The 25,943-nt window shown below is 67.5% G+C and carries 24 protein-coding genes; 14 read left to right on the top strand and 10 right to left on the bottom strand.

The genetic code is table 11. The annotated features are described in order from the left end of the window. Nucleotide 1: 1 nt before the first annotated feature. From F0U60_RS27450 to F0U60_RS27440, 3 genes are read right to left on the bottom strand one after another with little or no spacing between them, the layout of a single operon-like run. Nucleotides 2–766: a c-type cytochrome gene (locus tag F0U60_RS27450; RefSeq protein ID WP_395803799.1), complete on the bottom strand. Its 765-nt coding sequence runs from the start codon at nucleotides 764–766 to the stop codon at nucleotides 2–4. A 12-nt stretch (nucleotides 767–778) separates the two neighbouring features. Beyond that, the gene (locus tag F0U60_RS27445) at nucleotides 779–1,897 is read right to left on the bottom strand and encodes a metallophosphoesterase family protein (protein ID WP_395803797.1); all 1,119 of its coding nucleotides are present in this window, start codon (nucleotides 1,895–1,897) and stop codon (nucleotides 779–781) included. Between the two features lie 3 nt (nucleotides 1,898–1,900). After that, on the bottom strand, nucleotides 1,901–3,166 hold the full coding sequence (locus F0U60_RS27440) for a cytochrome-c peroxidase (RefSeq protein ID WP_395803795.1): 1,266 nt from the start codon (nucleotides 3,164–3,166) through the stop codon (nucleotides 1,901–1,903). A 124-nt stretch (nucleotides 3,167–3,290) separates the two neighbouring features. Between F0U60_RS27440 and F0U60_RS27435 the strand changes: the two genes are divergently transcribed. Then, on the top strand, nucleotides 3,291–4,490 hold the full coding sequence (locus F0U60_RS27435; protein WP_395803793.1) for a peptidase C39 family protein: 1,200 nt from the start codon (nucleotides 3,291–3,293) through the stop codon (nucleotides 4,488–4,490). On the opposite strand, the gene F0U60_RS27430 is transcribed toward F0U60_RS27435, so the two are convergent. The 4 genes from F0U60_RS27430 to F0U60_RS27415 are packed head-to-tail and all read right to left on the bottom strand — an operon-like array spanning nucleotide 4,487 to nucleotide 8,573. Next, the gene (locus tag F0U60_RS27430; protein WP_395803791.1) at nucleotides 4,487–5,860 is read right to left on the bottom strand and encodes a M50 family metallopeptidase; all 1,374 of its coding nucleotides are present in this window, start codon (nucleotides 5,858–5,860) and stop codon (nucleotides 4,487–4,489) included. The genes F0U60_RS27435 and F0U60_RS27430 overlap by 4 nt on opposite strands. Nucleotides 5,861–5,872: 12 nt before the next feature. Beyond that, a complete protein-coding gene (locus F0U60_RS27425) occupies nucleotides 5,873–6,550 on the bottom strand; it encodes a hypothetical protein (RefSeq protein ID WP_395803789.1) in 678 nt (225 codons plus the stop codon). Continuing rightward, the gene (locus F0U60_RS27420; protein WP_395803787.1) at nucleotides 6,547–7,956 is read right to left on the bottom strand and encodes a hypothetical protein; all 1,410 of its coding nucleotides are present in this window, start codon (nucleotides 7,954–7,956) and stop codon (nucleotides 6,547–6,549) included. Before F0U60_RS27420 ends, F0U60_RS27425 begins: the two co-directional genes overlap by 4 nt. Nucleotides 7,957–7,994: 38 nt before the next feature. After that, nucleotides 7,995–8,573: a hypothetical protein gene (locus tag F0U60_RS27415; RefSeq protein WP_395803785.1), complete on the bottom strand. Its 579-nt coding sequence runs from the start codon at nucleotides 8,571–8,573 to the stop codon at nucleotides 7,995–7,997. Between the two features lie 199 nt (nucleotides 8,574–8,772). Between F0U60_RS27415 and F0U60_RS27410 the strand changes: the two genes are divergently transcribed. From F0U60_RS27410 to hisS, 11 genes are all read left to right on the top strand, one after another. Beyond that, nucleotides 8,773–9,597 (top strand): MlaE family ABC transporter permease, encoded by an 825-nt coding sequence (locus tag F0U60_RS27410; RefSeq protein ID WP_395803783.1) that lies wholly within the window; start codon nucleotides 8,773–8,775, stop codon nucleotides 9,595–9,597. A gap of 23 nt (nucleotides 9,598–9,620) precedes the next feature. Then, on the top strand, nucleotides 9,621–10,355 hold the full coding sequence (locus F0U60_RS27405; RefSeq protein ID WP_395825467.1) for an ABC transporter ATP-binding protein: 735 nt from the start codon (nucleotides 9,621–9,623) through the stop codon (nucleotides 10,353–10,355). 19 nt (nucleotides 10,356–10,374) lie between these two features. Continuing rightward, nucleotides 10,375–11,901 carry an MlaD family protein gene (locus F0U60_RS27400; RefSeq protein ID WP_395803781.1) on the top strand — a complete coding sequence of 509 codons (1,527 nt, stop codon included), beginning with the start codon at nucleotides 10,375–10,377 and terminating at the stop codon, nucleotides 11,899–11,901. A 112-nt stretch (nucleotides 11,902–12,013) separates the two neighbouring features. Then, nucleotides 12,014–12,937, top strand: coding sequence for a PfkB family carbohydrate kinase (locus F0U60_RS27395; RefSeq protein WP_395803779.1), 924 nt, complete (start codon nucleotides 12,014–12,016; stop codon nucleotides 12,935–12,937). A gap of 107 nt (nucleotides 12,938–13,044) precedes the next feature. Continuing rightward, entirely contained in the window at nucleotides 13,045–13,440 is a 396-nt protein-coding gene (locus tag F0U60_RS27390) for a TIGR02266 family protein (RefSeq protein WP_395803777.1), read from the top strand. Nucleotides 13,441–13,469: 29 nt separating this feature from the next. Beyond that, on the top strand, nucleotides 13,470–14,201 hold the full coding sequence (locus tag F0U60_RS27385; protein WP_395803775.1) for a metallophosphoesterase family protein: 732 nt from the start codon (nucleotides 13,470–13,472) through the stop codon (nucleotides 14,199–14,201). 225 nt (nucleotides 14,202–14,426) lie between these two features. After that, entirely contained in the window at nucleotides 14,427–15,071 is a 645-nt protein-coding gene (locus F0U60_RS27380; RefSeq protein ID WP_395803773.1) for a hypothetical protein, read from the top strand. A gap of 59 nt (nucleotides 15,072–15,130) precedes the next feature. Beyond that, entirely contained in the window at nucleotides 15,131–16,045 is a 915-nt protein-coding gene (locus F0U60_RS27375) for a type VI immunity family protein (protein WP_395803771.1), read from the top strand. A gap of 121 nt (nucleotides 16,046–16,166) precedes the next feature. Next, entirely contained in the window at nucleotides 16,167–16,889 is a 723-nt protein-coding gene (locus tag F0U60_RS27370) for a hypothetical protein (RefSeq protein ID WP_395803769.1), read from the top strand. A 52-nt stretch (nucleotides 16,890–16,941) separates the two neighbouring features. Then, complete coding sequence (gene asd / locus F0U60_RS27365) at nucleotides 16,942–17,784, top strand: archaetidylserine decarboxylase (RefSeq protein ID WP_395803767.1); 843 nt, start codon at nucleotides 16,942–16,944, stop codon at nucleotides 17,782–17,784. A gap of 26 nt (nucleotides 17,785–17,810) precedes the next feature. Then, nucleotides 17,811–19,055 carry a histidine--tRNA ligase gene (gene hisS / locus F0U60_RS27360; protein WP_395825464.1) on the top strand — a complete coding sequence of 415 codons (1,245 nt, stop codon included), beginning with the start codon at nucleotides 17,811–17,813 and terminating at the stop codon, nucleotides 19,053–19,055. A 101-nt stretch (nucleotides 19,056–19,156) separates the two neighbouring features. Here the strand turns inward: hisS and F0U60_RS27355 are convergent, their stop codons facing one another. Continuing rightward, nucleotides 19,157–21,373, bottom strand: coding sequence for a DPP IV N-terminal domain-containing protein (locus tag F0U60_RS27355; protein WP_395803765.1), 2,217 nt, complete (start codon nucleotides 21,371–21,373; stop codon nucleotides 19,157–19,159). Nucleotides 21,374–21,410: 37 nt separating this feature from the next. On the opposite strand from F0U60_RS27355, the gene miaA reads away from it, so the two are divergent. Both miaA and F0U60_RS27345 read left to right on the top strand, forming a co-directional pair. Continuing rightward, nucleotides 21,411–22,316: a tRNA (adenosine(37)-N6)-dimethylallyltransferase MiaA gene (gene miaA / locus F0U60_RS27350; protein ID WP_395803763.1), complete on the top strand. Its 906-nt coding sequence runs from the start codon at nucleotides 21,411–21,413 to the stop codon at nucleotides 22,314–22,316. Next, nucleotides 22,313–23,128 (top strand): SDR family oxidoreductase, encoded by an 816-nt coding sequence (locus F0U60_RS27345; protein WP_395803761.1) that lies wholly within the window; start codon nucleotides 22,313–22,315, stop codon nucleotides 23,126–23,128. The genes miaA and F0U60_RS27345 overlap by 4 nt, the downstream gene beginning before the upstream one ends. 12 nt (nucleotides 23,129–23,140) lie before the next feature. On the opposite strand, the gene F0U60_RS27340 is transcribed toward F0U60_RS27345, so the two are convergent. After that, complete coding sequence (locus tag F0U60_RS27340; protein ID WP_395803759.1) at nucleotides 23,141–24,877, bottom strand: two-component system response regulator; 1,737 nt, start codon at nucleotides 24,875–24,877, stop codon at nucleotides 23,141–23,143. Between the two features lie 48 nt (nucleotides 24,878–24,925). Next, a complete protein-coding gene (locus F0U60_RS27335) occupies nucleotides 24,926–25,885 on the bottom strand; it encodes a diguanylate cyclase (protein WP_395803757.1) in 960 nt (319 codons plus the stop codon). Nucleotides 25,886–25,943: the final 58 nt, after the last annotated feature.

Here is a 25,943-nt window from a genome sequence, read left to right as displayed (position 1 = left end):
CTCAGTGCTTGCCGTACTCCAGCTTCACACCCTTGCGCTGGGCGTAGATATACGCCTCCATGGCCTTCATCCGCGGGTCATCCTCGGCGAGCGGCTTGCCGCGCACGGGGTTCTCGATGCACCAGTTGATCATGTCGCGCAGCAGCGCCACGCGGCCGAGCTGCACCTGGTACTTCGGGTAGGTCTCCGGATGGGTGTTGGAGGCATCGGGGTGGCACATGTCGCAGGAGACGGCCACGGTGCTACCGAGCTCCTTCGCGTCATGGAAGACCTTGTGTCCCTCCTGGACGATCTGCTCGGCCGACGCCTTCCAGAGCGCCTCGTCGCGAGCGCTGAAGGCGCCGTAGGTGTGTCCCGTCTGGACGTTGGCGTCCTGCTTCTTCTGGACGGCGTCCGCGTTGGAGGAAGCGGTCTGTCCCTGGTTGGCGACGGGCGCCTTGGTGGCCTGGGGGGGCGTGGGGGGCTGGGCCTGCGCCAGGAGGACGGGGTCCGGGTCGTCCCAGCGGGCGTTCGGGTTCTTCTTCCGCCACTCCGACATGAGGTGGTTGGAGATCTCCTGCGCCTTCTTCCTGTCGATCTTCGCCGGGTCCTTCACGCCGTCGACCTCGAGCGTCGTCTCGCCATCGCACAGGGCGATCACGACGTCGCCGTCCTTGGACCTGGGGACCTGGTGCTTGGGTGCCTCGTCCTTTCGAGGCGCGGCCCCGAGCGAGAGGAGGCCGAGGGCGGCGAGCGCCGCGATACCGGATGTCTTGCGCGCGTTCATCGTTGTGGGCTCCTAGTAGGACGGAAGCTTGGTTGCCGCCGGGCGATCGTTCTTCCCGTTGGACGCGAGGTAGCTGGAGCGGATGGTGACCGGGTTGCGGTCCCAGAGGTTGTAGAGCTTGTCCACCAGGCCGGCCTCGAGCACATCGAAGCGGCCATCCCCGCAGCCATCGAAGTTGCTGAAGGGATCGGCCCGGTTCATCTGCACCGTCAGGGAGGGGAGCCCCTCGGGGGCGTAGGGCCACGGCCAGGCGGTGGAGAGCATCCCGTGGAAGCTGATGTTGCCAATCCGGTTGCTCAGCATCTGGTGCGTGTGGCCGTGGATGACGGTCACATTCTCGAAGGGGCGGAGGATCGCCTGCACGTCGTCCGCGTCATCCGTCCAGAAGTTCCACGGCTTGTAATATTTGTAGAGCGGCGAGTGGCTGAAGATGATGAGCGGGGTCTTCTTGTCCACCTTCGCCAGATCGCGCTTGAGCCACTCGCGGCCCGCGGCACCCACCTCGAAGCGGGACTGCAGACCGTTGTCGAGCCCCGCCACCGTCTGCATGCGCTCCATGGGCGTCATGCCGCGCTCGGTCCAGAAGTCCTTCTCGTTCACGCTCATCAGCGTGACGAAGTGCACGCCCTTGTGATCGAACGAGTACTGCGGCTCGCCGAAGAGCGAGCGCCAGTGCTCGCCCATGTCGAGGAACCAGTCGTGCTCGCCCACCATCATGCGCACGGGGGCCTTGACGCTCTTGAGGATCTCCTTGCCGAGGTTGAGCTCCTCCTTCTGTCCGAGCTGGGCCAGATCGCCGCCGAAGAGGACGAAGTCCGGCTGGGGATCCAACCGGTTCACGTCGTCGACGGCGCGCAGGATGGAGCGCACGAAGCGGTCATTGAGCTCCTTCTTGTACAGGTGCGTGTCGGAGATGTACGCGAAGGTGAAGCGAGGCTTGGACGGGGCCGCGGAGGCGACGTCGATGAGCTGGAAGCTGTGGGGGGAGATGAGGGCCTTGGAGGCCGCGATGCCCGCGGAGATGCCGGCGATCTTCATGAAGGACCGGCGGTCCAGGCGCCGCAGTCCGTCGAAGAAGGCGTCGCGCTCCTCGTAATGCCGGGTCTCGATGCTCTTGATGGGCTTGCGCATGGGTCACTTCTCCGTGAGACGGACGGGCCCATAGAGGCCCAGCTCGGCGGGGTTCTTGATGTCGAGGTTCGGGTTGGGGGCCAGATCGCCGAGGTTGCCCTTCTTGCCCAGGGCCGCGGCGGTGTCGCGCTCGGGACGGTTGTTCTTGCGGGCACGCTGGCGCGCGAGTTCCTGCTTCTCCAGCGCGGAGAAGTCGTCCGCGGTGAGGGCGAACATGAAGGCGACCAGGTCGTCGATCTCCGGCTCGGTGAGCCCCAGCCGCTGCATCCCTCCGTCGAGGAACGGGTTGGCGATGCCTCCCTTGTTGTAGTGATCGATCACATCCCAGAGCGTCGTCAGCGAGCCGTCATGCATGTACGGGCCGGTGACGCCCACGTTGCGCAGGGTCGGCGTCTTGAAGCTGCCGATGTCGTTCTCGTTCTTCGTCACCAGGAAGCGGCCCAGCTCGGAGAACTTCGTCTCCAGGGCGAGCTCGTCGATCTGCTTCTCGTCCCCGGTGCGGACGATCTTCAGGGCCTCCGCTGCGAGCTTCGAGAAGTCCTGCTTGTGCGCGGCGATGCCGATGTTGTGGAACTTCTGATCAGAGAAGAGGGGAGAGACGGCGTTGCCGGCGTGGCAGGTGTTGCAGCGCGCCTTGCCGTTGAAGAGGGCCCAGCCGCGCTTCTCCGACGCGTTGAGGGCCTTGGCGTCACCGGCGAGGAACCGGTCGAAGCGGGCATTGCCGGAGAACTGCATCCGCTCGAAGGCGGCGATGGCCGCGGCGAGATCGTCGTAGTTGAGCTCGCGACCGAAGACCTTCTGGAACTCCGTCCGGTACTCCGGGATGCCCTTCACCTTCGCCACCACCGCTTCCGGGGAGGGCATGCCCATCTCGATGGGGTTGAGGATGGGCAGCATGGCCTGTTCCTCGAGCGTCCCCGCGCGCCCGTCCCAGAACTGGGTGGCGGCGAACAGTGCGTTCAGGACCGTGGGGCTGTTGCGTTGGCCCACCTGGTTCTTGATGCCGACGGACGTGGCCTTTCCATCGGTGAACGCGCGCTTCGGGTCATGACACGTCGCGCAACTCACCGAGTCATCGGCGGACAGTCGCTTGTCGTTGAAGAGTTTTTCTCCCAGGGCCACCCGCTCGGGGGTGGGTTTCCGGTCGGGTGGGACCGAGATGTCGTACAGAGCCGCGGACACGCCAATAGGAAGCTTCGGGGGCGATGCTTCGCCCGCGAGCGCGGTGCCGCCCCAGGCGAGCACCGCCATGCAAGTGAGCGCTTTCATGGTCACCTCGATCGAAAGAACTCCGATCGCCGCGTTTATTCCGTGAAGGGCTCGGGGAATTGAAATGGGCCCTTTTCAGGAAAACGAGTAAGCAAAGAACCCCTCGATATCCAGGAGGCGGTTCATGAAAAGCTTCAGGACGGCCGTATTCGCGGTGCTCGTCGCGCTGACGTGGGCACCCGGGGCGCTCGCGGGGCAGAGCGCGTTCGTGCGGTGGCAGGCGAGCCAGGGGCACTTCTCCGCGTGGCAGCGGAGCGGGGTGGGCCTCGCGGAGGATGGCGCGCTGCGGCTGGATCCCCAGACGGCGGTGGCCGGCACGGATCCCTACGCGCCCGGCACCTACAACGGGGGCAACTTCTACAACGGAGGCAGCTTCCGAGTCGGTGAGGCCACCAGCCCCGTCATGACGAACGGCTTCGCCTTCCGCGAGGCCGTCGCCTCGTGGGAGGCCGAGACGCCCACCGGCACCTGGGTGGAGACGCAGATCCGCGCGCAGATCTCCGGCGTCTGGACGAAGTGGTACAACCTGGGCGTGTGGGCCGCGGACACCTCGACGGTGCGGCGGCACTCCGCGGGTTCCCAGTCGGACACCCAGGGCTACGTGGGCATCGACACCCTGGTCGTCACGAACAAGAAGGCGGCGGCGACAGCCTTCCAGGTGAAGGTGCGGCTCTTCAGCGCGGATGGCATCGCCCTGCCGCGCGTGCGCGCCAGCGCCGTCACCCTGTCCACCTCACCGGAGAAGAACCCGGTGCTCTTCCCCGGCAACCCCGCCCACTGGGATCAGGTGCTCGCGGTGCCCGAGTGCTCGCAGATGGTCTACCCGGATGGCGGACAGGTCTGGTGCAGCCCCACGTCCACGTCCATGGTGCTGCGCTACTGGGCGGGCGACACCGGCGCCTGCGAGCCGCACGTGAGGGCGGCGGTCAGCGGCGTCTATGACTGGATCTTCCGTGGCCATGGCAACTGGCCCTTCAACACCGCCTACGCCGCCAGCAAGGGGCTCCAGGCCCACGTGACGCGCTTCACCAGCCTGGCCCAGCTCGAGCCGTGGATCTCCGCGGGCGTCCCCGCCATCCTCAGCATCTCCTGGGGCAGTGGGGAGCTGACGGGGGCGCCCATCAGCGCGAGCGCCGGTCACCTGATGGTGCTGGTGGGCTTCGACGCTTCCGGCAACCCGGTGGTGAACGATCCCGCGGCCTCGACCGATGCCGCGGTCCAGCGCACCTACCTGCGCTCCGAGCTCGAGTCCCTCTGGCTCCAGGCCTCCGCCGGCACGGCCTATCTCATCCATCCCGCCGGCTGGCCGGTGCCCGCGCGCTAGGCGGCGCCCTGCTTGCGCTGGGCGAGCCGCTCGGCGATCTCCGGAGCGGCGCGGACCTCGGCCAGCGCGGGCTCCTGGGCGAGCGTCTCGAGGTCGTCATAACCCGCCTCCAGCGCGCGCTTCAGCCACTCGGAGGCGAGCCCCACCTGACCGGCTCGCGCGTGGTTGCGAGCGGCCTGGTAGGCATCCTCCGCGCGGCCCGCGGCCTCGAAGGCGCTCGCGTGGAGCAACGCCGCTCCGCCGAAGTCTCCCCGAGCCACTGCCACATCCGCCATCAGCGCGTCCCGCTTCGCCGGCGTCTTCCAGGCGAACTCCCGCGTGATGCGCTCGGCCTCATCCAGACGCTGGGCCTTCACCAGCAGGCGCACCGCCAGCGCGGCCACCGCCTCCGTGGGCTCCTTCTCCAGCGCGGCGAGCGCGTGGGGCAGGGCGCGCTCCGGCAGCCCCGCGGCTTCATACGCCACCGCCAGGCTGTAGGGTCGCGCGGCCTGGGGCGGGTCCACCTTCTCCAGGTGGGACAGGGCGTAGCGGGCATTGCCATCGGCGAGCGCCACCCAGGCGAGCAGATCCCTCGCCGCGTTGCTCTCCTCGCCCGGCTTCGCGGCCGACAGGGCCAGGTGCCCCAGCCGCGACGCCTCGCTCTCGTTCCCGGAGCGCAGGGCCTGCCAGCCACGTGCGAGTGCATCCGGCTCGATCTCCGCGACCTTCACGGGCTCCAGGGGCTTGATGTCCCTCGTCACCTGGAGGGCCTGCCAGCACTGGTAGCCGAACATGCCGAACATGAAGACGATGAAGAAGGAGCCGAAGTTCAGCGCCAGGGCCACCACCGCGCCGGAGGTGAGGACGCCCACCCACAGGGCGAGGCGCTGCCGTTTGGGCCCGAGCACACCTTGCATGATGTGGCCCCCATCCAGCGGGGGGACCGGCATCAGGTTGATGATGCCCCACCCGAAGTTCACCCACAGCAGGTCGCGCAGGAGGATCATCCCCATTTCGCTCTTCGGGGGGATGAAGATGTTGACGGCGAGCATCAGCCCGCCGAAGAGGAAGCCGGTGAAGGGCCCGGCCGCTGCAACCGCCACTTCCCGCCAACGGCTGAGCGCCCGGTCGTGGTAGGTCAGGCCGCCCCCCATGTAGAGCCGGATTCCCGCGACGTCGCAGCCCAGGCTCATGGCCATGAGCGCGTGTCCGAGCTCATGCACGAGGATGGAGACGAAGACCACAGCCACCCAGGACAGCATGGCCTGCCAGCTCCGGCTCCCGAGCGTTGCGAACATGGCCGTCGCCAGCCAGAAGCTCGGATCGACGACGACGGGGATGCGTCCGAGGTTGAACTGCCAGGAGAAGGGGGAAGAGGAGTCGATGCTCATGAGTCTCGTGAATCAGTTCTTCTGCTTCTTGCCCACCGTGAAGGCGTTCGAGGTGGCGCTGTTGCCATCGTTGTCTTGGATCGACACGACGAAGTCTTCGCCGGACTCGTTGATGGTGATCTCCTGCAGGAGCACGCGCTCGGAGAAGTTGCCACTGGTGAGGGTGTTGATGCGCTCGCCGCCCCTGTAGATGTTGATCGTGATCGGGCCCGTGAAGGAGTCGGCCTCCGTGCCCTCAACATGGATGATGACGGTGAAGGGCTGGTCCTGGATCTGCTCCCCAATGGATTCGATCCAATAGCCGAGCCACGGACCCATTCCATCCTTGATTTCATAGGCGTCGGGGAGGGTGGCTTCCCGCCCGTCCCCCAGGGTGACTCGGATGGAGTAACGGCCGACCCCCAGACCCGGAATCACCGTGCCCTGGAACCGTCCGTGGCCCAGGTAGCTCTCCAGCTTCACTGCCTGCCAGCCAATCTCCAGCACTGGCTGCTCGAGCATCTGGACGGACTTGTCGCCGTAGTTCACGAGGAAGCGCGGATCCGTGTCGAGCTCCACGGTGACGCGCTGCGACTCGGTGGAGCGCTGCTCCGCGGGCGTGATGGAGAGGATGCGGGGTGCGGCCAGGGCCGGTGGCTCGGACGTACACGCGCACAGCACAACCAGGAGAAGGGGCAGGAGCTTCCTCATAAGGAGTACCTCACCCCCAGCGAGGCGGACAGGCCGCCGAGCTGGGCGTCGATCTCACTCGCCTGTGCCGCGGCGTAACTGCCCCGCAGCTCGAATAGGGCGCTCGCCGCGCCGAAACTCCAAGCGGCCTGCGCCGCCACAAAACCCATGAACGACTGCCCGCGCTGGCTGCGCGGTTCCGCGAAGAACGAGCTCGTGACACGCTGCTCGTAGAACATTACCCCGGCCCCCGCGCGGCCGTGGATGGACAGGGGGCCGCGCTCGAAGAGAAGTCCCCTGGCGGACAGCAGCAAGGGGAGGGCGACCACCCGCGAGTCCAGGGGCCCCAGTTGCTCCACGAGGGGCTGGGTCACGGACTGGCGAAGTCCCGCCTCTGCCTCCAGCCAGAAGAAGCGGCCCGCGAGGGGAGGCAGGCGGTAGCCCAGGCCCACCGAGACCAGCGGCCCGCGGTTGTCGCCGCCGGCGAGGAAGCCGCCGGCCTGCAGGTGGAAGGACAGGTGGTGCCAGCTCAGGTACTTCCCCCAGTCCATGGAAGGCGCGGGCTTCACCTCGGGAGGGGACGCCACCACAGGCAGAGACTCGGGCGGAGGGATGGAGGCCACGATAGGCGCCGACACCGGGGCGGTGACGCGTGCGGCGCCGGTGCCGTCTTGGCGGTGCACGTCCACCGTGACGGCGCTCGAGCCGGGCTCTGGCTTGACGCGGAACACGCCAGGGGTCTGCTCCAGCGCCTGAATGCTCCCGCCCCGCACCTGCAGATCCAGCTCCGACTCAGGCAGGGGCTGCTCGCCCAGCACCAGCAACCACCCGCTGCCCTCTACCGGGAGCACGTCGGGGCTGATGAGCGCGAGCAGCGGCCGCTCGGGAGGGACGTCGAGCCGAGCGGTGCGGTGGGTCTGCTGGCCCTTGGCGGTGGCCAGCACGCTGGCCTCACGCACATTGGGAGGCACCTTCACCTGTACCTGGGCGCGGCCCTTGCGGTTGGTGATGACGGGGCCGAAGCGCATGTCGGCCACCTGAACCACCACCTCGGCGCCCGCGCCCACGTCCGTGGCCACATCCAGCGTCGTGCGGCCCAGCAGGGGGATGTGCAGCGTGGTGACCTCGGGCGGGCCCTCAGCGGGCTCCACCCAGAAGGCGAGCACCGCCAGAAGCGGATAGCGGATGTCCGGGGCGACCCAGCGGTACGAGTACACGTCCCGCGCGGTGGTGGGCAGCGGCAGCAGGCTGCCCGTGGAGGCCGAGGCCCGGAGGGGAGGCGTGCCGCTCGGCACCTTCACCTGCACCAGCACTGCCTTGTCCTGGCCGAGCACCACCTGAGCGGGGGTGGCCTTCACCGAGAAGGGAGCCGCCACCGCCAGGGGCGACAGGACGAGCAGCAGCAGGGGGAGGAGCGGCGCGCGCATACGGGGGGGCCTACCGTCCAGCCTCCCCGGCGCTTCTGTCAACCCTCAGCGGGGCTGGTCGGCGGGGAAGCGGGCTCTTGCGTCTCCTGGGACTGTGGCTTGTCCGCTGGGCCCGTAGCTTTCGCGCTGGGTGGATTGAAAGAGGGCTTCTCCGCGGGTGCGGCGCCGGCGGCGTGGACGAGCGTCTTCGTTTCCGACTTGAAGGTGATGTCCACCTTGTTTCCGCGAACCGCCGTCACCAGGCCCAGCCCGAAGGTGGGGTGGTGGATGACCTGATCCACCTTGTAGGAGTCCTTGGGGCTGTACCTGGGGGCGTTGGCGATGTCCTTCCCCGCCAGCTGCTCCTCGAAGGAGATGACAACCTTGTCCTCACTTGACTTGCTCGCCCTGGGAGCACGCGTGCCGCTGGAGCCGCCACCGGTGCTGGCGCGCGAGGAGGGGCTCGGCTTGTCCGTGGTACCAGGAGCGGAGCGGAAGGCGTGATCTCCGCCGCAGGTGTTGCAACGGACTCGAGCGATCTTCGTGCCGACCATCGCCAGGATGGTGTGGGCCAGCGTGAGACGGCACCGAGTACAGAACGCATCGACTTCGCCGCCGACCTTGTGTTGGGTCGCCATGACTGTGTGCTTCTCGCTTCTTTTTAAGGGGGATGAAAAGGGCGGCGGAACATAACGGCAAGCGGTCACGGGAGAAACCCCCTTGTGACTCCCCATGTCACACAGCCTGGATGCCCGGGGTGCCGGGGGGCGGAGGGGGCGCTGGTGGCCAGCGCGATTGCTTGTGCCGGGAATGGGGCCACGTAGAGTAGGGCCACTCGTGGCATCCGACAACGCACAGAAGGCGGAGCAGCAGCCTCAGCCTCCCTCCCTCCTCGTCCGGTCCGTGGAGGACGTGGGACGGGGCGCCATCGCGAACGTGGAGGAGCTGGGCAGCCTCGTCTCCCTCGGGGTGGACGTGGCCCGCTGGAGCGTGCGACGGCCCTTCCGCTGGCAGAACCTCTTCTTCCAGCTGGACTTCGTGGGGGTGGGCAGCGTCTTCATCGTCCTGCTCACCGGGCTCTTCACCGGCATGGTGTTCGCCCACCAGTCCTCGCGCGCCTTTGAGATGTTCGACGCGGAGAGCCTGGTGGGCCCCACCGTGGCGCTCGTCCTCACGCGCGAGCTGGCCCCCGTGTTCTCCGCGCTCATGGTCACCATGCGCGCCGGCTCCGCCATGTGCACCGAGCTGGGCACCATGCGCGTCACCGAGCAGGTGGACGCCCTGGAGACCATGGCCGTCAACCCCGTCCAGTACCTCCTGGTACCCCGGATTCTGGCCGGCCTGTTCATGGTGCCTGTCCTCACGCTGCTCTTCGACACCTCGGGCATCCTCGGCGCTTATGCCGTCTCCGTGGGCACCAAGGGCGTGTCGGCGGGTACCTTCATCTCGCGCACCCAGCAGTGGTTGGACCCGGTGGACGTCTACGAGGGGCTCATCAAGGGCGCCGTCTTCGGCCTGTCGGTGACACTTGTTTGCTGCTTCAAGGGCTTCAACGCCTCGGGTGGCGCCAAGGGTGTGGGTAAGGCCACCACCGAGGCCATGGTGTCCAGCGCCCTCTCCATCTTCATCCTCGACTTCATCGTCGGGGTGCTCTTGCACTGATGGTGGCCACGAACCCCACGCCGATGATTGAGATCGTCGGCCTGCACAAGTCCTTCGGGGAGACCAAGGTCCTCACGGGCATCAACCTCGCCGTGCCCGCGGGTAGCACCTGTGTCATCCTCGGGGGGTCGGGTTCGGGCAAGACGGTGCTGATGAAGCACATGATCGGCCTGCTCAAGCCGGACCAGGGGCAGGTCATCATCGACGGGGAGGACCTCGTCCCCATGGGCGCCGAGGAGCTGGAGCGGGTGCGGCGCAAGTTCGGGATGGTGTTCCAGGCCGCGGCCCTCTTCGACTCCATGGACGTCTACGAGAACGTGGCATTCCCCCTGCGCGAGCACAGTAGGATGCCCGAGGAGGAGGTCCGCGCGCTGGTGCGCTCGAAGCTGGATTTGATGGGCCTGCCGAAGAGCGTGGAGAGCAAGTTCCCGGCGGACCTGTCCGGAGGCATGCGCAAGCGCGTGGGCCTGGCACGCGCCATCGTGATGAATCCGAAGATCGTCCTCTATGACGAGCCCACCACGGGGCTGGATCCCATCACCACGGACTACGTGGACGAGATGATCCTCGCGGCCCAGCGGGAGCTGGGCATCACCAGTGTCGTCATCAGCCACGACATCGCCTCAGCCTTCAACATCGCGGACCAGATCGCCTTTCTCAGCAAGGGCGTCATCCTGGAACAGGGACCGCCGGAGCAGGTGCGCGCCTCGCAGCACCCGACGGTGAAGATCTTCCTCGAGACCTGGTTCGGAAAGTAATGATTAGGAGCTACACCCGGTGAAGAAGCTCATCACACCGTTCCGAGTCGGCCTGCTGGTGATCATCGCCGGCGGGTTCCTCTTCGGCTTCATCCTCTTCACCCGCAAGGGCGGGCTGGGTGAGGACGAGGCCACTCAGGCCCATGCCTACTTCCGGGACGCCTCGGGGCTGGGGCCCAAGAGCCGCATCCAGATCGCCGGCATCCCCGTGGGCGAGGTGGTGGACGTCAAGCTGGAGGGCACCCGGGCGAAGGTGACCGTGCGCATCCGCCGCGACGTGCCCCTGCACCAGGACGCCGCCCTGATCAAGCGCTCGGAGTCCCTGCTGGGTGACTACCTGTTGGAGCTCAACCCGGGCACCGAGATGACGCCCCCCATGGAGCACGACGGGGAGATCCGCAAGGTCGTCGACGTGCAGGGCATGGAGGCCGTCTTCGCCTCGCTCAGTCAGATCACCTCGGACATCCAGCAGGTGACGGGGGCGCTGCGCGACGTGCTCGGTGGGGACAAGGGGGCCGGCTCGCTGGAGCGCATCGTCGACAACCTGGTGCGCCTCTCTGACGCGGTGGACCTGACGGTGCGCGCCAGCTCTGAGCGGCTGGACGCCATCCTGCGCAACTTCGAGGGCGTGAGCGCCGACGTGCGCGGCATGACGGCCTCCAACGAGGAGAGCGTCCACCACATCGTGCAGAACATCGAGTACATCACCCGCGACACCCGCGAGGTGCTGTCCACGGTGCAGAAGATCGTCGGCAGCGGTGGGGAAGGGGACCTGAAGGAGAGCGTGGCCAGCCTGAAGCAGACGATGAACCGGCTGGACAGGACGCTGGCCAACATCGAGGAGGTCACCACCCGGGTGAAGAACGGCGAGGGCGCCGTGGGCGCGCTGGTGGCCGACAAGCGCCTGGGCCAGAAGCTCTCCGAGTCCGTGGAGGACCTGTCCGACATGACCTCCCGGCTCACCGGGATGCAGACCGAGGTGGGCCTGCAGGCCACCTACCTGATGGAGCAGGGGGCCTCGAAGAACAGCCTGTCACTGCGGCTGGCCCCCAGGCCGGACAAGTACTACCTGCTGGAGTTGGTGGATGATCCGCGCGGCATCATCGAGACGCAGACGGTTCAGTCCAACCCACCCGGCTCGGGCGAGCCCGTCATCCAGCAGCAGAAGATCACCCGCGAGGGCATCAAGTTCAGCGCGCAGTTCGCCAAGCGCTACTACTTCACCACGCTGCGCTTCGGCATCATCGAGTCCACCGGCGGCGTGGGCGCGGACTTCCACTTCTTCAAGGACCATCTGACGTTGAAGATGGATGCCTTCAACTTCTCCGTGGACGAGCTGCGCTACCCGCGTATCCGCGCCTCGCTCAGGGCTCAGGCGTTCGACCGGCTCTTCATCACCGCCGGCATCGACGACATCATCAACAGCCCCCGGCGCGATCTGAACACGCGCCGTATGATTGCCGGCCGGGACTACTTCTTCGGTGGCGGCATCTACTTCACGGATGACGATCTGAAGGCCATCCTGCCCGTCGTGCCCACGCCCTGAGTGGGGTTCCGGCTTGACCTGACTGGCTGAAAAGTCGTACCTCGCACAGGCACGGGCGGTCTTCTGGGAGAGCCCCGTGCCTATCTGACGGCCTCTCCCCCTTGGAACGCCCATGTCTCTTCTCGTCGTTGGCTCGGTCGCGCTGGACTCGGTGGAAACCCCCTTCGGCCTGAAGGAGGACGTCCTCGGCGGCTCCGCCACCTACTTCTCCACCTCGGCGTCCTTCTTTGCCCCCACGCAGGTGGTGGCGGTGGTGGGCGAGGACTTCCCCCAGGCCCACCTGGAGTTCCTCAAGGCCCGAGGCGTGGACCTCGAGGGCGTCACCCAGGAGAAGGGCCGCACCTTCCGCTGGAAGGGCCGCTACGGCTGGCAGCTCAACGAGGCCGAGACGCTCGACACCCAGCTCAACGTCTTCCAGTCCTTCTCGCCCCGCCTGCCCGAGAAGTACCGCGATGCCCAGTTCGTCTTCCTGGGCAACATCCACCCCGAGCTCCAGTCCCAGGTGGTGGACCAGGTGAAGGCGCCCAAGCTGGTGGCCGCCGACACCATGAACTTCTGGATCAACGGCAGCCGGTCGGCGCTCCTCAATACGCTCAAGCGCGTCAACCTGCTCTTCGTCAATGACGCCGAGGCGCGCCAGCTCTCCGGCGAGCACAACATCGTCCGCGCCGCCCGCGCCATCCTCGCCATGGGCCCCCAGCGCGTGGTGATCAAGCGCGGTGAGTACGGCGCGCTCCTCTTCGAGCAGGAGCACATCTTCGCCTGCCCGGCCATGCCCCTGGCCGACGTGTTCGACCCGACCGGCGCCGGAGACACCTTCGCCGGTGGCTTCATGGGGACCCTGGCCATTGCCAGCCACGTGGACACCGAGGCGCTCCGCCGCGCCATGGTGATGGGCAGCGTCATGGCCTCCTTCACCGTGGAGAAGTTCAGCCTCGAGCGTCTGCGCGAGGTGAGCCGCTCGGAGATCCGCGCCCGCTTCTCCGAGTTCAAGCGCCTCACGCACTTCGAGGACCTCGGCCCCCTGGAGGGCTGAGCCGGCTCCGAGAGGAGGGAGCGGACCTCCCTCCTTGACGGAATTTTACGCTGTCACTAATCTTCGCATTCGCGACTCCCGATTTTTGGGAAAAGAGCGGCGGGTGGTTGGGGGAGGGGCGGGACGGAGCGGCCGCGCAGCGGAGGACCAGCGGGTTGCGGACGGAGAACCGAAAGCACGAACGTTACCCCTCGCGCTTGCGCTGTTGGTGCGAGTCGGAAAACATCACCCTCTACGCGCGCATCGCGAACTTGAGCGAGGGGGGGATGTTCCTGCAGACGAATACTCCGCTGGATACGGGGCGGCGGACGCGGCTGCGGTTGAGCGGTGGGCCGGCCCACGAGGTCATGGCCGAGGCCACCGTGGTGTGGAGCCGGCCACAGCGGCAAGATAAGGGCCCTCCGGGGATGGGGTTGAAGTTCGAAGTGCTGGATTCTGGCGCGCTGGCACTGCTGAGGCGCATCATCTCCGAAGAGCAGCGAGGACCCACGTTCGGCAACTGAGCACGGACGAGGGTACCAGCGAGGCCCACATGCGAATCGCGATCATCTCCGACATCCACTCCAACATCGAGGCTCTGACGGAGGTGTTGCGCGTCGCGGAAGAGCAGAAGGTGGATCGGATCGTCTCGTTGGGCGACGTGGTGGGCTACGGGGCCTCACCCAACGCCTGCTGCGATCTGGTGCGCTCGGTGACGGAGGTCACGCTGCTGGGCAACCACGACGCAGCGGTGGCCGGGCGGATGGACTACTCGTACTACTACGACGCTGCCCGCCACGCGTTGGACTGGTCCGCGAGCGTGCTGTCCGACGAGAACATGGAGTGGCTCAAGAGCCTGCCGTACACGTACCGGATCGGCGACGTGGGCTTCAGCCATGGCTCGCCGGTGGAGCCCAAGGCGTACGAGTACATCTTCGCGCTGGAGCAGGCGCGGGAGCTCGCTCCATACGTGGAGCACCTGCCCGAGGTGACGTTCATTGGGCACAGCCACCTGTGTAAGGCCTTCGCCATTGGCAATGGCGAGGTGCATGACGTGGTGGCCCAGAAGTTCGGCATTCGCCGGGGCTACAAGTACATCATCTCGGTGGGCAGCGTGGGGCAGCCGCGGGACTACGACAACCGGGCGTGCTTCGTGATTTGCGACACCGGGGCGCGCACGGTGGAGTACCTCCGGGTGGAGTACGACATCGAGTCGGCGGCGCAGAAGATCTTCGACGCGTCGCTGGCGCTGAACTTCGGCAAGCGCCTGTTCCTCGGGGTGTAGCCCGCGCACCAGACCGAGGTACGCGGCTTGTCCATGCGTCCCGAAGGCCCGAGTACTGCGGGCGTGTGTGGGAGTCGCTGGTTGGGCGTGCTGGCCCTGGGGGGGCTTTTCTTCCTGGCCGCGTGTGCCACGGGCGCGCCTCGGGGTACTTCGCTCCCTCAGGCGCAGCGGGGTTGGGTTGGAGGAGGGGGGCGCGGCGTTCCCTCTCATTACGCGCAATCCTGTATGGCCCAGCCGGTGGCCTGCACGCCAGCTGGCGCGAGCGGAGAACTCATCGCCCCCACGACGGTGACGAGGGTAATGGAGGCTGTCCAGGGCCTCATCACCCTCAAGGACTTCCTCGATGAGGCTGAGGTCGAGCGCGTCGAGCAGGTTCTCGTCGAGTGTGCGAAGGAGGCGGATTTCAAAATCAACGAGCAGGAGTATGGCCGCGGCAATTACCCGAGTGACGCCGAGTGCGACCGGGTGGTTGGTCGCAATGCAAAGGGTGATTCAGTCACCAGGGCCATGCAACTCGGGACGATGAAGCATGCGGCGGCCTTCGCATGCATTGAACGACAGCTGGGCTCGCAATTTTCGGAGCACCTCACCAGGGAGCCGCGCTACGGCAGGAATCCATCAACCGGGGAGTACGCCCTCTCCGACTCTTGGGGGGAGTCGCTCGTTCCCGATGTCGTTCTTCATCTGGTGCGCGACGCCAACAAGATTCGATTCCTCTACGACTTCTTGTTTCCCTGCACCTCCAACAGCAAGAGCGACCCCCTGGGTTATCGGAGGAAGACGCTGAATCGGAAGTTGGACAAGTACAAGGATCTCCCAGGGGAAAAACGACGCGCACTCGTTACTCCCCAGCTCGGAATCAGCCGATGACCCAGCGCTATCCTCGAATCCGATTCTCCTCCTCCCGGCCGGATGGGGAGCGACTCTGGATGAGAGAAGTCGTTCGCCTCGTGCTCCACCTTCCGTTCGATCACCATGACCTCGCGGACCGGGTGGGTCGTGCGCTCGATGTGTATCTCCGCGCTGTCGGCACGGGTCCGGAGCTCTTCTCCGAGTACGATCTTGGCGACGAGCCCGCTCCGCTGCGGGAGGACTCCTGGGAGCGGATCCGCGCTGAGCTCTCCCCACCTCTTGGGGCGCGCTTCCTCGATGACCTCAAGGATGAGGACAGCTATCCGTACGTGAAGCGCGGTTTTGAGCGCACCGTTGAGTTGTCGAGCGGCGATAAGGGCATCAGTGGCTACGGCTTCTTCTACTGGGCCCGCCTTCCCTGGCGGACGCGGATTCGTTTGCGCGACACGGTCAGCATGGTGAGCTTCTCCTGGCCCACCGAGTACCTCGAGGAGCACGGACCCAGAAGGATGAGTGAGCTGGCCATAGAGCTGGCTTCCCTGCTTCCTTTCTCCTCTGGTCACGCTGGTCTCGCCTTCTATTCTCCCAGCACGTTCTGCGCCTCCCTGGAGGGGATTCAGGCGGAGGCCTTTCGTTACCCAGGGCTGGATGTGACTCACGGCAGTACGTCTCTGGGCGCCCGAGTCGATGGGGTGCATTGGCTCAACTTCCTGGGTCCGCCGGTGCTGGGGGAAGTGGGCGGCGCTGTGGGCCTGCGTACCCGGCTGCGCTCTCCTGAAACCACTGTGCGGGAAATGGATGCGGAGCGGGCAGTGGTATCGTTGGGGCAATGGCCGGAGGCTGGGGACCTGGCTCAAGGTCACGAGCTGCCCGCCTACCGCGAGCTGGCGCGTGTACTGGAGCCCTGGTTGTACGAGTGCGCCAGCCGCTACTCCTTCGACGGCGCCTCTCACGAGGAGACCCTGCGTTGGTGGCGCCGCTTCCTCGGCTAGGGTTTGTTGGGCGCCTGGGTTCACTGCCGGCATGGGGGCGGGTCGGCACCGTCGGCCAAGAAGCAGGCGAGGCACGAAAAAGGGGCGCGGGGGCCTGGAAATGGCGTAGAAAACCGGCCTTGTGCGTACCTACAGCTCCTTTTGCGGCCGGACGCTCGCCGGCCTCCTGACGGCCCTCCTGTTGTCTGCGGCTCCCGTGGCCTGCCGCAAGCCCGCTCAACCCTCTGAGGCGTATGCCCAGGCGCACATGCGCTTCGGCAAGCTGTACGCGGCGAAGGGGGATGATGCCTTCGTGGATCCTGAACTGGCCCAGGTGGAGTCCCTGCTCGCCCAGGTCCCCGCGGATAGCCTCGACGCCGCGGCGGCGAACGAGCTGCGAGCCCGCATCCAGAACGGCAAGCAGCAGGCCGCGGCCCGGGACAAGGCCAAGGCGGACGTCCTGAACCAGGTGCGTGATCCGGGCACGATGCCCGCTGACTCCACCGCTGCCGCCGGTGCTGCGGAGCCCCCCTCGGAGGCGGAGGCCCCCGCGGAGGTTGCCGATGCAGGGACCGATGCCGGAACGGCAGGCGCTCCTGGGATTGGTACCTCGGTGGCCGAGCTGGCGAGCGCCTTCTCCGGCTGCTTCCAAAAGGGAGAGCCACTTGAGGTGAAGGGTCGGGGAACTCGCGATCGCTGGGAATTGGCGGACCGTGTGGCGTGTCGCCAGCAGTATGGCCAGCTGCAGGATCAGGTGATGATCGTCGAAGACGGCAAGGTGCTCGGTATGGTGCCCCGGAGCGCGATCCAAGAGCTCCCCAGCGACGGCGGTACGACCGGCTCCACCCCGGACGGCGGTCGCTGAAGCGGCCTCGCGCATCCAACTTTCAGAATCCTTTACGCAAGAACGACGGGTCATGAACGAACAGACCTTCATGAAGCTGATGCAGATCCTCCCCAAGTCCGCGCTGTCCACGGCGGTGGGGATGGCCACGCGCCTGCCCGCGCCGGCGCCGTTGCACCGGGCCGCCATCAAGGCCTTCGCCAAGGCGTACAACGTGGACGTGGCCGAGGCGGAGCACGCCCTGGAGCACTACCCCACGTTCGCGGAGTTCTTCACCCGCGGGCTGAGGGCCGGCTCGCGTCCCGTGGATCCGGGTGAGAAGGTGGTGGTGTCTCCGGTGGACGGCGCCGTGTCCCAGGTGGGCTACGCCGAGCACGGGCGGGTGATGCAGGCCAAGGGCATCCACTACACCGTGGGCGAGCTGCTCGGGGATGAGACGGCCGCGAAGCCCTTCCACGGCGGCGCGTGGACCACCATCTACCTGTCCCCGCGCGACTACCACCGCATCCACTCGCCGCTGGGTGGGAAGATCACCGGGTACTCGTACATCCCCGGTGAGTTCTGGCCCGTCAACCCGGCCTCGGTGAAGAACAAGCAGGCGCTCTTCTGCGTCAACGAGCGGCTCGTCACCTACCTGGACACGGTGGCCGGCAAGTGCGCCGTGGTGAAGGTGGGCGCCACGTGCGTGTCGCGCATCCGCGCCGCGTACGAGGACGTCATCACCCACGAGGGCAAGCCGGGCAAGGTGCACCGCTTCGACACCCCCATCCCCGTGGAGAAGGGTGGGGAGCTGGGCCGCTTCGAGATGGGGTCCACCGTCATCCTCGTCTTCGAGCCGGGGCGCGTGAAGTGGGATGAGAGCTTCCAGCCCGAGGCGGTGGTTCGCATGGGCCGGCGGATTGGAGAGATTCCGTGAGTCAGAAGATCACCGGCGTCAAGGGCATGAACGACATCCTCCCCGGCGACGTGGAGGTGTGGCAGCACGTCGAGCGCACGACCCGGGAGCTGTTCTCGCTCTTTGGCTACGGTGAGGTGCGCACGCCCATGGTGGAGGACACCGCGCTCTTCGTTCGCAGCGTGGGCGAGACGACCGACATCGTCGGCAAGGAGATGTACACCTTCGAGGACAAGGGAGGCCGCAGCCTGTCCCTGCGCCCCGAGGGCACGGCTCCGGCGGCGCGCGCGTACATTGAGCACTCGGTGGCGAACCAGGAGCCGGTCACGCGCTGGTTCTACATGGGCCCCATGTTCCGCTACGAGCGGATGAAGACGGGCCGTTACCGCCAGTTCCACCAGATCGGCGCCGAGGGCTATGGCTCGAAGGAGCCCGCGCAGGACGTGGAGATGATGGACATGGTCGTGCAGCTCCTGCTCAAGCTGGGGCTGACGGACGTGTCGCTCAACATCAACTCGCTGGGCGACGACGCGTGCCGGCCCGCCTACCAGACGCGGCTGGTGGAGCACCTGCGTGCGCACGCGAGCGAGCTGTGCTCGGACTGCCAGGTACGCCTGGAGAAGAACCCGCTCCGGGTGCTCGACTGCAAGAACGAGCGCTGCCAGCAGATCGCCAGCGCCGCGCCCAACATCCTCGAGTCGCTGTGCGAGCCGTGCCGCGCACACTTCGCCGAGGTGCAGCGCAAGCTGGACGCGCTGGAGATCAAATACGTGGTCAACCCCCGCATCATGCGAGGGCTGGACTACTACACGCGCACCACGTTCGAGTTCATCGCCGCGCACCCCGTGCTGGGCACCGCCAGCACCGTGGGGGGCGGGGGCCGCTACGACAAGCTGGTGAAGAGCCTGGGCGGGCCGGACGTGCCCGCGGTGGGCTTCGGCCTGGGGCTGGATCGGCTCTGCCTGCTGCTCAAGGAGAGCGGTCAGCAGTTCGGCCGGGCCACGGATCTCTTCATCGCGGTGGCGGACGAGGGCTCGGCGGACGCGGGCTTCACGCTGACCAGCCGGCTGCGCCGCGAGGGCTTCCGCGTGGAGTTCGACACGCGCGGCGGCAGCCTCAAGAGCCAGATGAAGCGCGCGGACAAGGTGGGCGCCGTCTTCACGCTGGTGCTCGGCGAGGCCGAGCGGCAGAGCGGCCAGGCGCAGCTCAAGCGCATGGCGGGAGGCGATCCCACGCCCGTGCGGCTCGACGAGCTGGCCCAGACGCTGCGCACCGCGCTCAAAGCGCACTGAGAAGTGTCCACGGAGCTTCCGGAACAATCCCGAGGCTCCGTGGATATCCCCTCTCCCTCTGGGAGAGGGTTAGGGTGAGGGTATTGCCCGCCACTTGGCGATCAGAGGTTCTCCTGGAAGTGGCGCATCATCCTCGTCCAGACCCGCTCGTGCACGTCGGGGTCGGCGAGCATATGCGTGAGCCCACTTAGCGGCAGCACCTCGTGACGCTTGCCGGCGCGGAACAACGCATCCGAGAGCTTCAACGTGTGCGAGAAGAAGACGTTGTCGTCGGCGGTGCCGTGGACGAGCAGCAGCTTGCCAATGGGCTTGTCCGCCTTCGCGAAGGTGAGCAGCGAGTTCTTCTCATACGCCTCGGGATGCTCCTCTGGCAGCCCGAGGTAGCGCTCGGAGAGGTGGCTGTCGTAGTCGCGCCAGTCCGTGACGGGGGCGCCGGCGAACGCGGCCTTGAAGACGTCCGGGCGTGAGAGCACCGCGAGCGCGGACATGTACCCGCCGTGGCTCCACCCCTCGATGCCTACGCGCGTGAGATCCATCTCCGGCACCTCGGCGGCGAGCGCCCGCAGCGCGGCGATCTGATCATCCAAGACGCCAGCGAAGTCGAACTTGATCTTCCGTTCCCAAGCGCGATCGCGCAGCGACGTTCCGCGACCATCGAGCTTCACCACGAGGAAACCGTGGTCCGCGATCCACTGCGCGGGGAGGTTCATCGCCATGCTCTGATGAACCAACGGATAGGCGGCCCCATAGATCTCGACGATGACGGGCAGCTTCACACCCGGCTTGAAGTTCCGGGGCCGGATGAGCGAGGTCCAGAACCGTTCGGGCCCGACCTGCCGCAGCTCGAATCGAGGCTGGTACGGAGGCTCGCGTGCGACGGAGGGGAGCTCGCCGAGGCGAGTCCCGTCGGCTCGATGGACGTACACCCTGCGCATGCTGGTGGGTCCTTCACTCGTGACGACGAGCAATCCGCCTGGGTCGGAGACGACCGCTGCTCTTTCGAGCGCGGGACCGCCAGAGGTGACGCGCTCGGGTTCACCGCCACCTTTGATTCGCCACAGGTACTGCTCGGTCGGGTTCGGCCCGCCAAGGAAGTACAGGACATCGTCCTTCGGCTGATAGCGCACCAGCGTCCGGAATCCGGCGCCCGGCTTCACCAGCGAGCGTGCCAGACTTCCGTCGGCGCGGCGGAGCTCCACTTCGGGGGCCCCATTGCGCTCGGTGGACCAGAGAAAGCCGCTGCCGTCCTCCAACCACTCGGGGAAGCTCTGGTCCAGCTGGATCCACGCGTCGTCCTTTTCGACGAGGAGGGTGCGCGTCTGGCCCGTCCGAGGATCCGCGGCGAGGAGCACTTCCTCCGTCTGTGCGCGGTTCTGTACCAGCAGGGTGAGCGGGCCCTTCTTCGGCCACCTCACTGTCGCCAGGTAGGGGTACTTCTCGGCGTCCCAGCGGATCTCCTTCGCTGCGCCACCCGCGACTGGCGCGACGAAGAGCCGCACCTTGGCGTTTGGCTTGCCGGGGCGTGGGTACGCGAACGGTTGAGCGCCCCGCTCGGGGTGCGCCGGATCGACGAGGTTGAGCTTCTCGACGCCGGACGTATCGGCCTCGGCATAGGCGATCTGCTTCGCGTCGGGGCTCCACCAGTAGCCGGTGAAGCGGCCCATCTCTTCCATCGCCACGAACTCGGCGAGGCCGTGCGTCCGCTCGGGAGTGCCGCCGCGTGTGACTCGGTGCTCCTTGTTGGTGGCGAGCTCGACGCGGAACACGTCGTTGTCGCGGACATAGGCGATCTGCTTGCCATCGAGGGAGAACCGCGGGTCGATGACCCCTTCGCCCGTGCGGAGCTGCGTGACCTTTCCGGAGCTGCGCTCGACGACATAGAGCTTGCCCGAGAGCGAGAGCAGCACCTTCTGGCCATCGCTGGAGAGCGAGTACGAGGTGAAGCCACGGCCCGTGACGCGCATCCGCTCACGGCGGGCCTTCTCCTCGGGCGAAAGGGTCTCCTCCGCTCCAGCGATGACGCTCTCCGGCGTGAGCACCTCGCGGGTTTGCCCCGTGGCGGCGTCGAATGAGAACAACGAGTTCGCGCCTGACGTTGGCGGGCTCCTGAGGAAGAGCACCGTCCCTTCATCGGGTGTGATCCGCACCGCCATCGGCCGGCCGAGGTTGAAGAAGCGGGTCTCCGTGAGCTGCCGGAGGAGGGGGTCAGGTTGGGAGGGTGCGGCGGCACTCACCAGCACCACCGCGGCGAGCAACGGGAGAATGAGGGACCTCCATCGAACGGGTTTGGCTCCGATTCTGAGGGAAACTCCTGGCATTCTCCACGGACGTGGTACGAGCCTCTCTGGAGTGTCGATGAAGCCCCACCTCACCGTCATCGCTGGACCCACGGCGTCCGGAAAGACAGCGATCGCCATCGAGCTGGCCCGCCGGCAGGGTGGGGAGATCGTCAGCGCGGACTCGCAGCAGGTGTACCGGTACTTCGACATCGGGACGGCGAAGCCCTCGGCGGAGGAGCTCGCCGCCGTGCCGCACCACCTTGTCTCCGTGGTGGAGCCGCTCGAGCCCTTCTCCGCCGCCGAGTACCAGCGCCAGGCCGACGCGGCCATCGCGGACATCACCTCGAGAGGCAAGCCCGTCTTCGTGGTGGGTGGCACGGGGATGTACCTCCGCATCCTGCTGCACGGTCTGGTGGAGGCCCCAGGCGCGGACCCCGAGCTGCGCGCCGAGCTGGAGGCGCTCGCGGCTGCAGAGGGTCGAGAGGCCGTGCATCGCAAGCTCGCCGAGGTGGACCCGGAGACCGCGGCAAAGCTGCCCCCGAGAGATCTGGTGCGAGTCATCCGAGCGCTGGAGATCCACAAGCAGACGGGCAAACCCGCCTCCGAGTTCCGCAAGGAGCATGCGTTCGCCGGGGAGCGGTATCCCTTTCGGATGTACGTGCTCTCGCCGCCGCGCGAGGAGCTGTACCGGGTGATCGACGCGCGCGCCGCCGCCATGTTCCAGCGCGGGCTGGTGGACGAGGTGCGGGCGCTGATCGCCCGGGGTTACGCGGATGCGGCGCCCATGCGAAGCGTGGGGTACGTGCAGGCGAAGGCGGTGGTAGACGGGACGCTCTCGGTGGAAGAGGCCATCCAGCAGACGGCCCAGGAGACGCGTCGCTACGCCAAGCGACAGCTCACGTGGTTTCGGAAAGAAGCGGGGGCGCTCTTCGTGGAGCCTCCGTATGACGTGGATGCGTTGTTGAGGGGGGATGCGCCATGAGCACGAAGGGATCGAAGGTCGTCCTTGTGACGGGGGCTTCGTCCGGCATTGGCCGGGCCTGCGCGGAGCTGCTGAGCGCACGAGGCCACACCGTCTACGGCACGAGCCGCAAGCCATCGCCCGGGCCAGCCGGCTACCGGATGCTAGAGATGGATGTCACCCGGGATGAGTCGGTCCAGAAGGCGGTGGCCACCGTGCTCGAGGAGCAGGGCCACGTCGACGTCGTGGTGAACAACGCGGGCTACGCCCTGGCGGGCCCTATCGAGGAGACCTCGATCGAGGAGGCGCAGCGCCAGCTCGACACCAACTTCTTCGGCGTCCTGCGCGTGTGCCATGCGGTGCTGCCGTTCATGAGGGCGCGGGGCTCGGGGCTCATCGTCAACATGAGCTCGCTCGGCGGCGTGGTGGGCTTGCCGTTCCAGGGGTTGTACAGCGCCAGCAAGTTCGCCCTGGAGGGGCTGACGGAGAGCCTGCGTCAGGAGGTGGCGTCGTTCGGCATCCAGGTCACCTCGCTCCAGCCTGGAGATGTGCGCACGCCCATCACCGAGAACCGTGTGCGGGTCCAGCGGTGCGGCCCCGAGTCCACGTACCGGAGAGCCTTCGAGACGGCCCTTGGCATCATCGAGAAGGAGGAGCGGGCCGGGGCCTCTGTCGAGCTTGTGGCTCGGCAGGTGCTGGCGTTGGTGGACCGGAAGCAGGTGGGGGTGCGCTACAGCGTTGGCCACCTCTCTCAACGGCTGCTCGCGTCCACCAAGGCGTTCCTCCCGGCACGCCTCTTCGAGCGGATCCTCATGTCCTACTACGGCCTGTGAGCGCCCTCGTGCTTAGGAGGCGTAGCGGCCCGTCTCGTCGGACACCGTGCTCTCCGGCGAGGCGTGATGGGGCTGGGTCGTCGGCACTCCGGCCGCGATGTGGCCCATGAGCAGGCGCAGCAGCCGCTCGGGCTCCACGGGCTTGGGCAAGAAAGCCTCGGCTCCGGCATCCAGCGCGCGCTGGCGCACGTGCGGCCGGTTCAACCCGCTCATCACGAACACGCGGGTGTCGCGCGTGAGCGGGTGCTGCTTGAGGCCCTCGCACAACCGCAGTCCGTCCACCCAGTGTAGCACCACGTCCAGGAGGATCGCCGTGGGGGGCCGACGCGCCACTGCGCAGAACAGTGCCAGCTCGTCCGCGAAGGCCACCACCCGCGCGCCCGTGGACTCCAGCAGCTGCGTCATCGCCTCGCGCGCGTCCGCATCATCATCCACGATGTAGTAGAGGTCCGGCTCCAGCGAGGGGATCGTCGCCGGCAGGGGCTCCACCGTCGTGCGCACCCACGAGGCCATCGTCTCGCGCACGCCCGCCCACCGCGCGGAGGACAGCAGGGCCAGCGGAGTCGGAGCAGACAGCCCCAGCACACCGCCGCCGCCCATGCCACCCGACGAGCCCCGGCTGCGCGCCGCCAGGAAGGCCTGGGGCGCCCGACGTCCCGCGCGGCGCAGCCAGGTGACAGCGCGAGCACCCGCGGCCGAGTCCTCGAGCAGCTCGCCGAGGCCCTCGCGTACATACCGGCGCTCCAGGGCCGAGCCCTCCAGGCCCGCGTCCAGCAGCGCCACCGCCGCGCGGCTGCACGAGGCCAGCGTCTCCGACAGTCCCAGCTGGAGCGGGTGGCCGAACGCCGCCGCGCCCACCGCGAGCTGCCCGGGCGCCACCAACGTGCGACCCGGCCCGTAGGGCAGCCGCGTCGTCTCCAGCGCGGCCAGCTCGAAACCTTCCTCCACCAGCCCGTCGCGGGCCGCCATCATGAGCACCTGGCACAGGTCCGCCGGCGTCACCGTGGCCCCGAAGGCGAGCGCGTACACCGAGTGCGCTCCGGGCAGCAGCAGCAGCCCGTCCACCGAGGGCAGAGGGGAGAGCCACAGCCGCGCCAGCGGCGTCACGGACAGGCGAGGGGAGGCGTGCCGCAGCCGGGCCTGCACGGCCGCCACAGTGGGCGCGGGCTTGAAGCCGGGGAAGAAGGCATCCCCCAGCGAGGGCCCGGCACCGGTGGCCAGCACGGCCGCGTGGAAGCGATCACCGCCGCCCTGGGCCCTCACCACGAGCGGGCCGTTCTTGCGCACCGCGGCGGGAGCGTCCGGGGCCGCGGGCTGGTTCTCCACCCTGTCCACGTGCCGCTGAATGAAGCGAGCACCCTGGGCGGTGGCCGCGCCTGCCAGCACCTCTCGCACCAGCGCGAGCCCGCCCTGACCCTGGGGCCATCCATCGACAACCCACAGCCCACCCGGAGAGGAGGGCAGCACCTCGCGGTTGCCGTGGGAGAGGATCTCCACCCCGCGCAGCTCGTGCGCCCGCCATTCCGGGGGCACGCGGCAGCCGAGTGCGGCCAAGCGCGAGCGGCACTCAGGCGTGAGCACTGCCGGTGGCGCGATGGTGCCCGGCTCACCGCTCTCGTACACCCGCACGTCGAGCGCGCATCCGCGGGCCCGGCCATTGAACAGCAGCGACGCAGCCAGCCCCGCCCCGGCGATCCCACCCCCGATGATGGCCACCCTCGAACCGCTCGCCAGCCTGCTCACGTTCATCCGCGCCCTCGCTCCGCCGTCCATCGAACCTCTGGGGGTTTTGGTTGATCAGTGCCGCTGAACCTTGGGGGGCGGCATCTCCGTCGTTCCGTACACTACGACCCGATCGCGCCCTTCACGCTTGGCCTCGTAGAGCGCCGCGTCCGCGGCGGCCATCAGCGCATCGGTGCTCTCCTTCGGGTGGGCGGCCGAGTGATCGGCGATGCCCACGCTCACGCTCAGCCCGAAGGGCGCCGGCCGCCCGTCGCTGCGCGTGACCTTCACAGTACGCAGCCCGGCGCGGATCCGCTCGGCGAACACCGCTGCCTCGGCCGCCGTCTGGTGCGGCAGCAGGGCGACGAACTCGTCTCCACCGAAGCGCGCCGCGAAGTCCACCTCGCGCAGGTTGGTGCGCAGGTGAGTGGCCAGTGCGAGGATTGCCCGATTGCCCACGTCATGCCCCATGCCATCGTTGATGGCCTTGAGGTGGTCCAGGTCGATGATCACCACGGACAAGGGATATTGGTAGCGGTTGGAGCGCTTGAACTCCTCGTCCAGCCGGATGGACAACGCTCGGAAGTTGGCCAGGCCCGTGAGCGCATCCGTCTGGGCGAGCACCTGGAGCCTCTGCTGTTGCTCGCTCTGGCGCAGGGCCCGATCGATGCGGGCCATCAGCTCGCGTGCGCTGGCTGGCTTGTGGACGAAGTCCACCGCCCCCATCTCCAGGCAACGCTCCAGCGTGGCCTCGTCAGCGTCACCGGTGAGGAAGATGACAGGGACGGACTCGGTTGCCTTGTCGTGCTGCAGCGACTCGAGCACTGCCAGCCCGTCCTCCTGATCCAGGAAGCGATCCAGCAACACCAGATCCGGCCGGCGCTCGCGGGCGAGCACCAGTCCCGACTGTCCGTCGCTCGCGGCCAGGACATCGAACCGGGAGGCGAGCAACTCCACCAGGCTATCTCGAGTGCCCGGGTCATCCTCCACGACCAGGATCAGGGCTCTCTCCCCTTGGCGGTCGTGCCGTTCCATGATGGTCCGCTCCACTTCCTGCGCCTGCCTGGTAATGGCAGGCCGAAAGTCTCGGGTG

It is taken from the genome of Archangium minus (assembly GCF_044360475.1).
GTDB classification, from domain to species: Bacteria; Myxococcota; Myxococcia; order Myxococcales; family Myxococcaceae; genus Archangium; species Archangium minus.
Note: the sequence above shows the minus strand (reverse complement) of the source record. Positions and strands in the feature narration are given on the sequence as shown.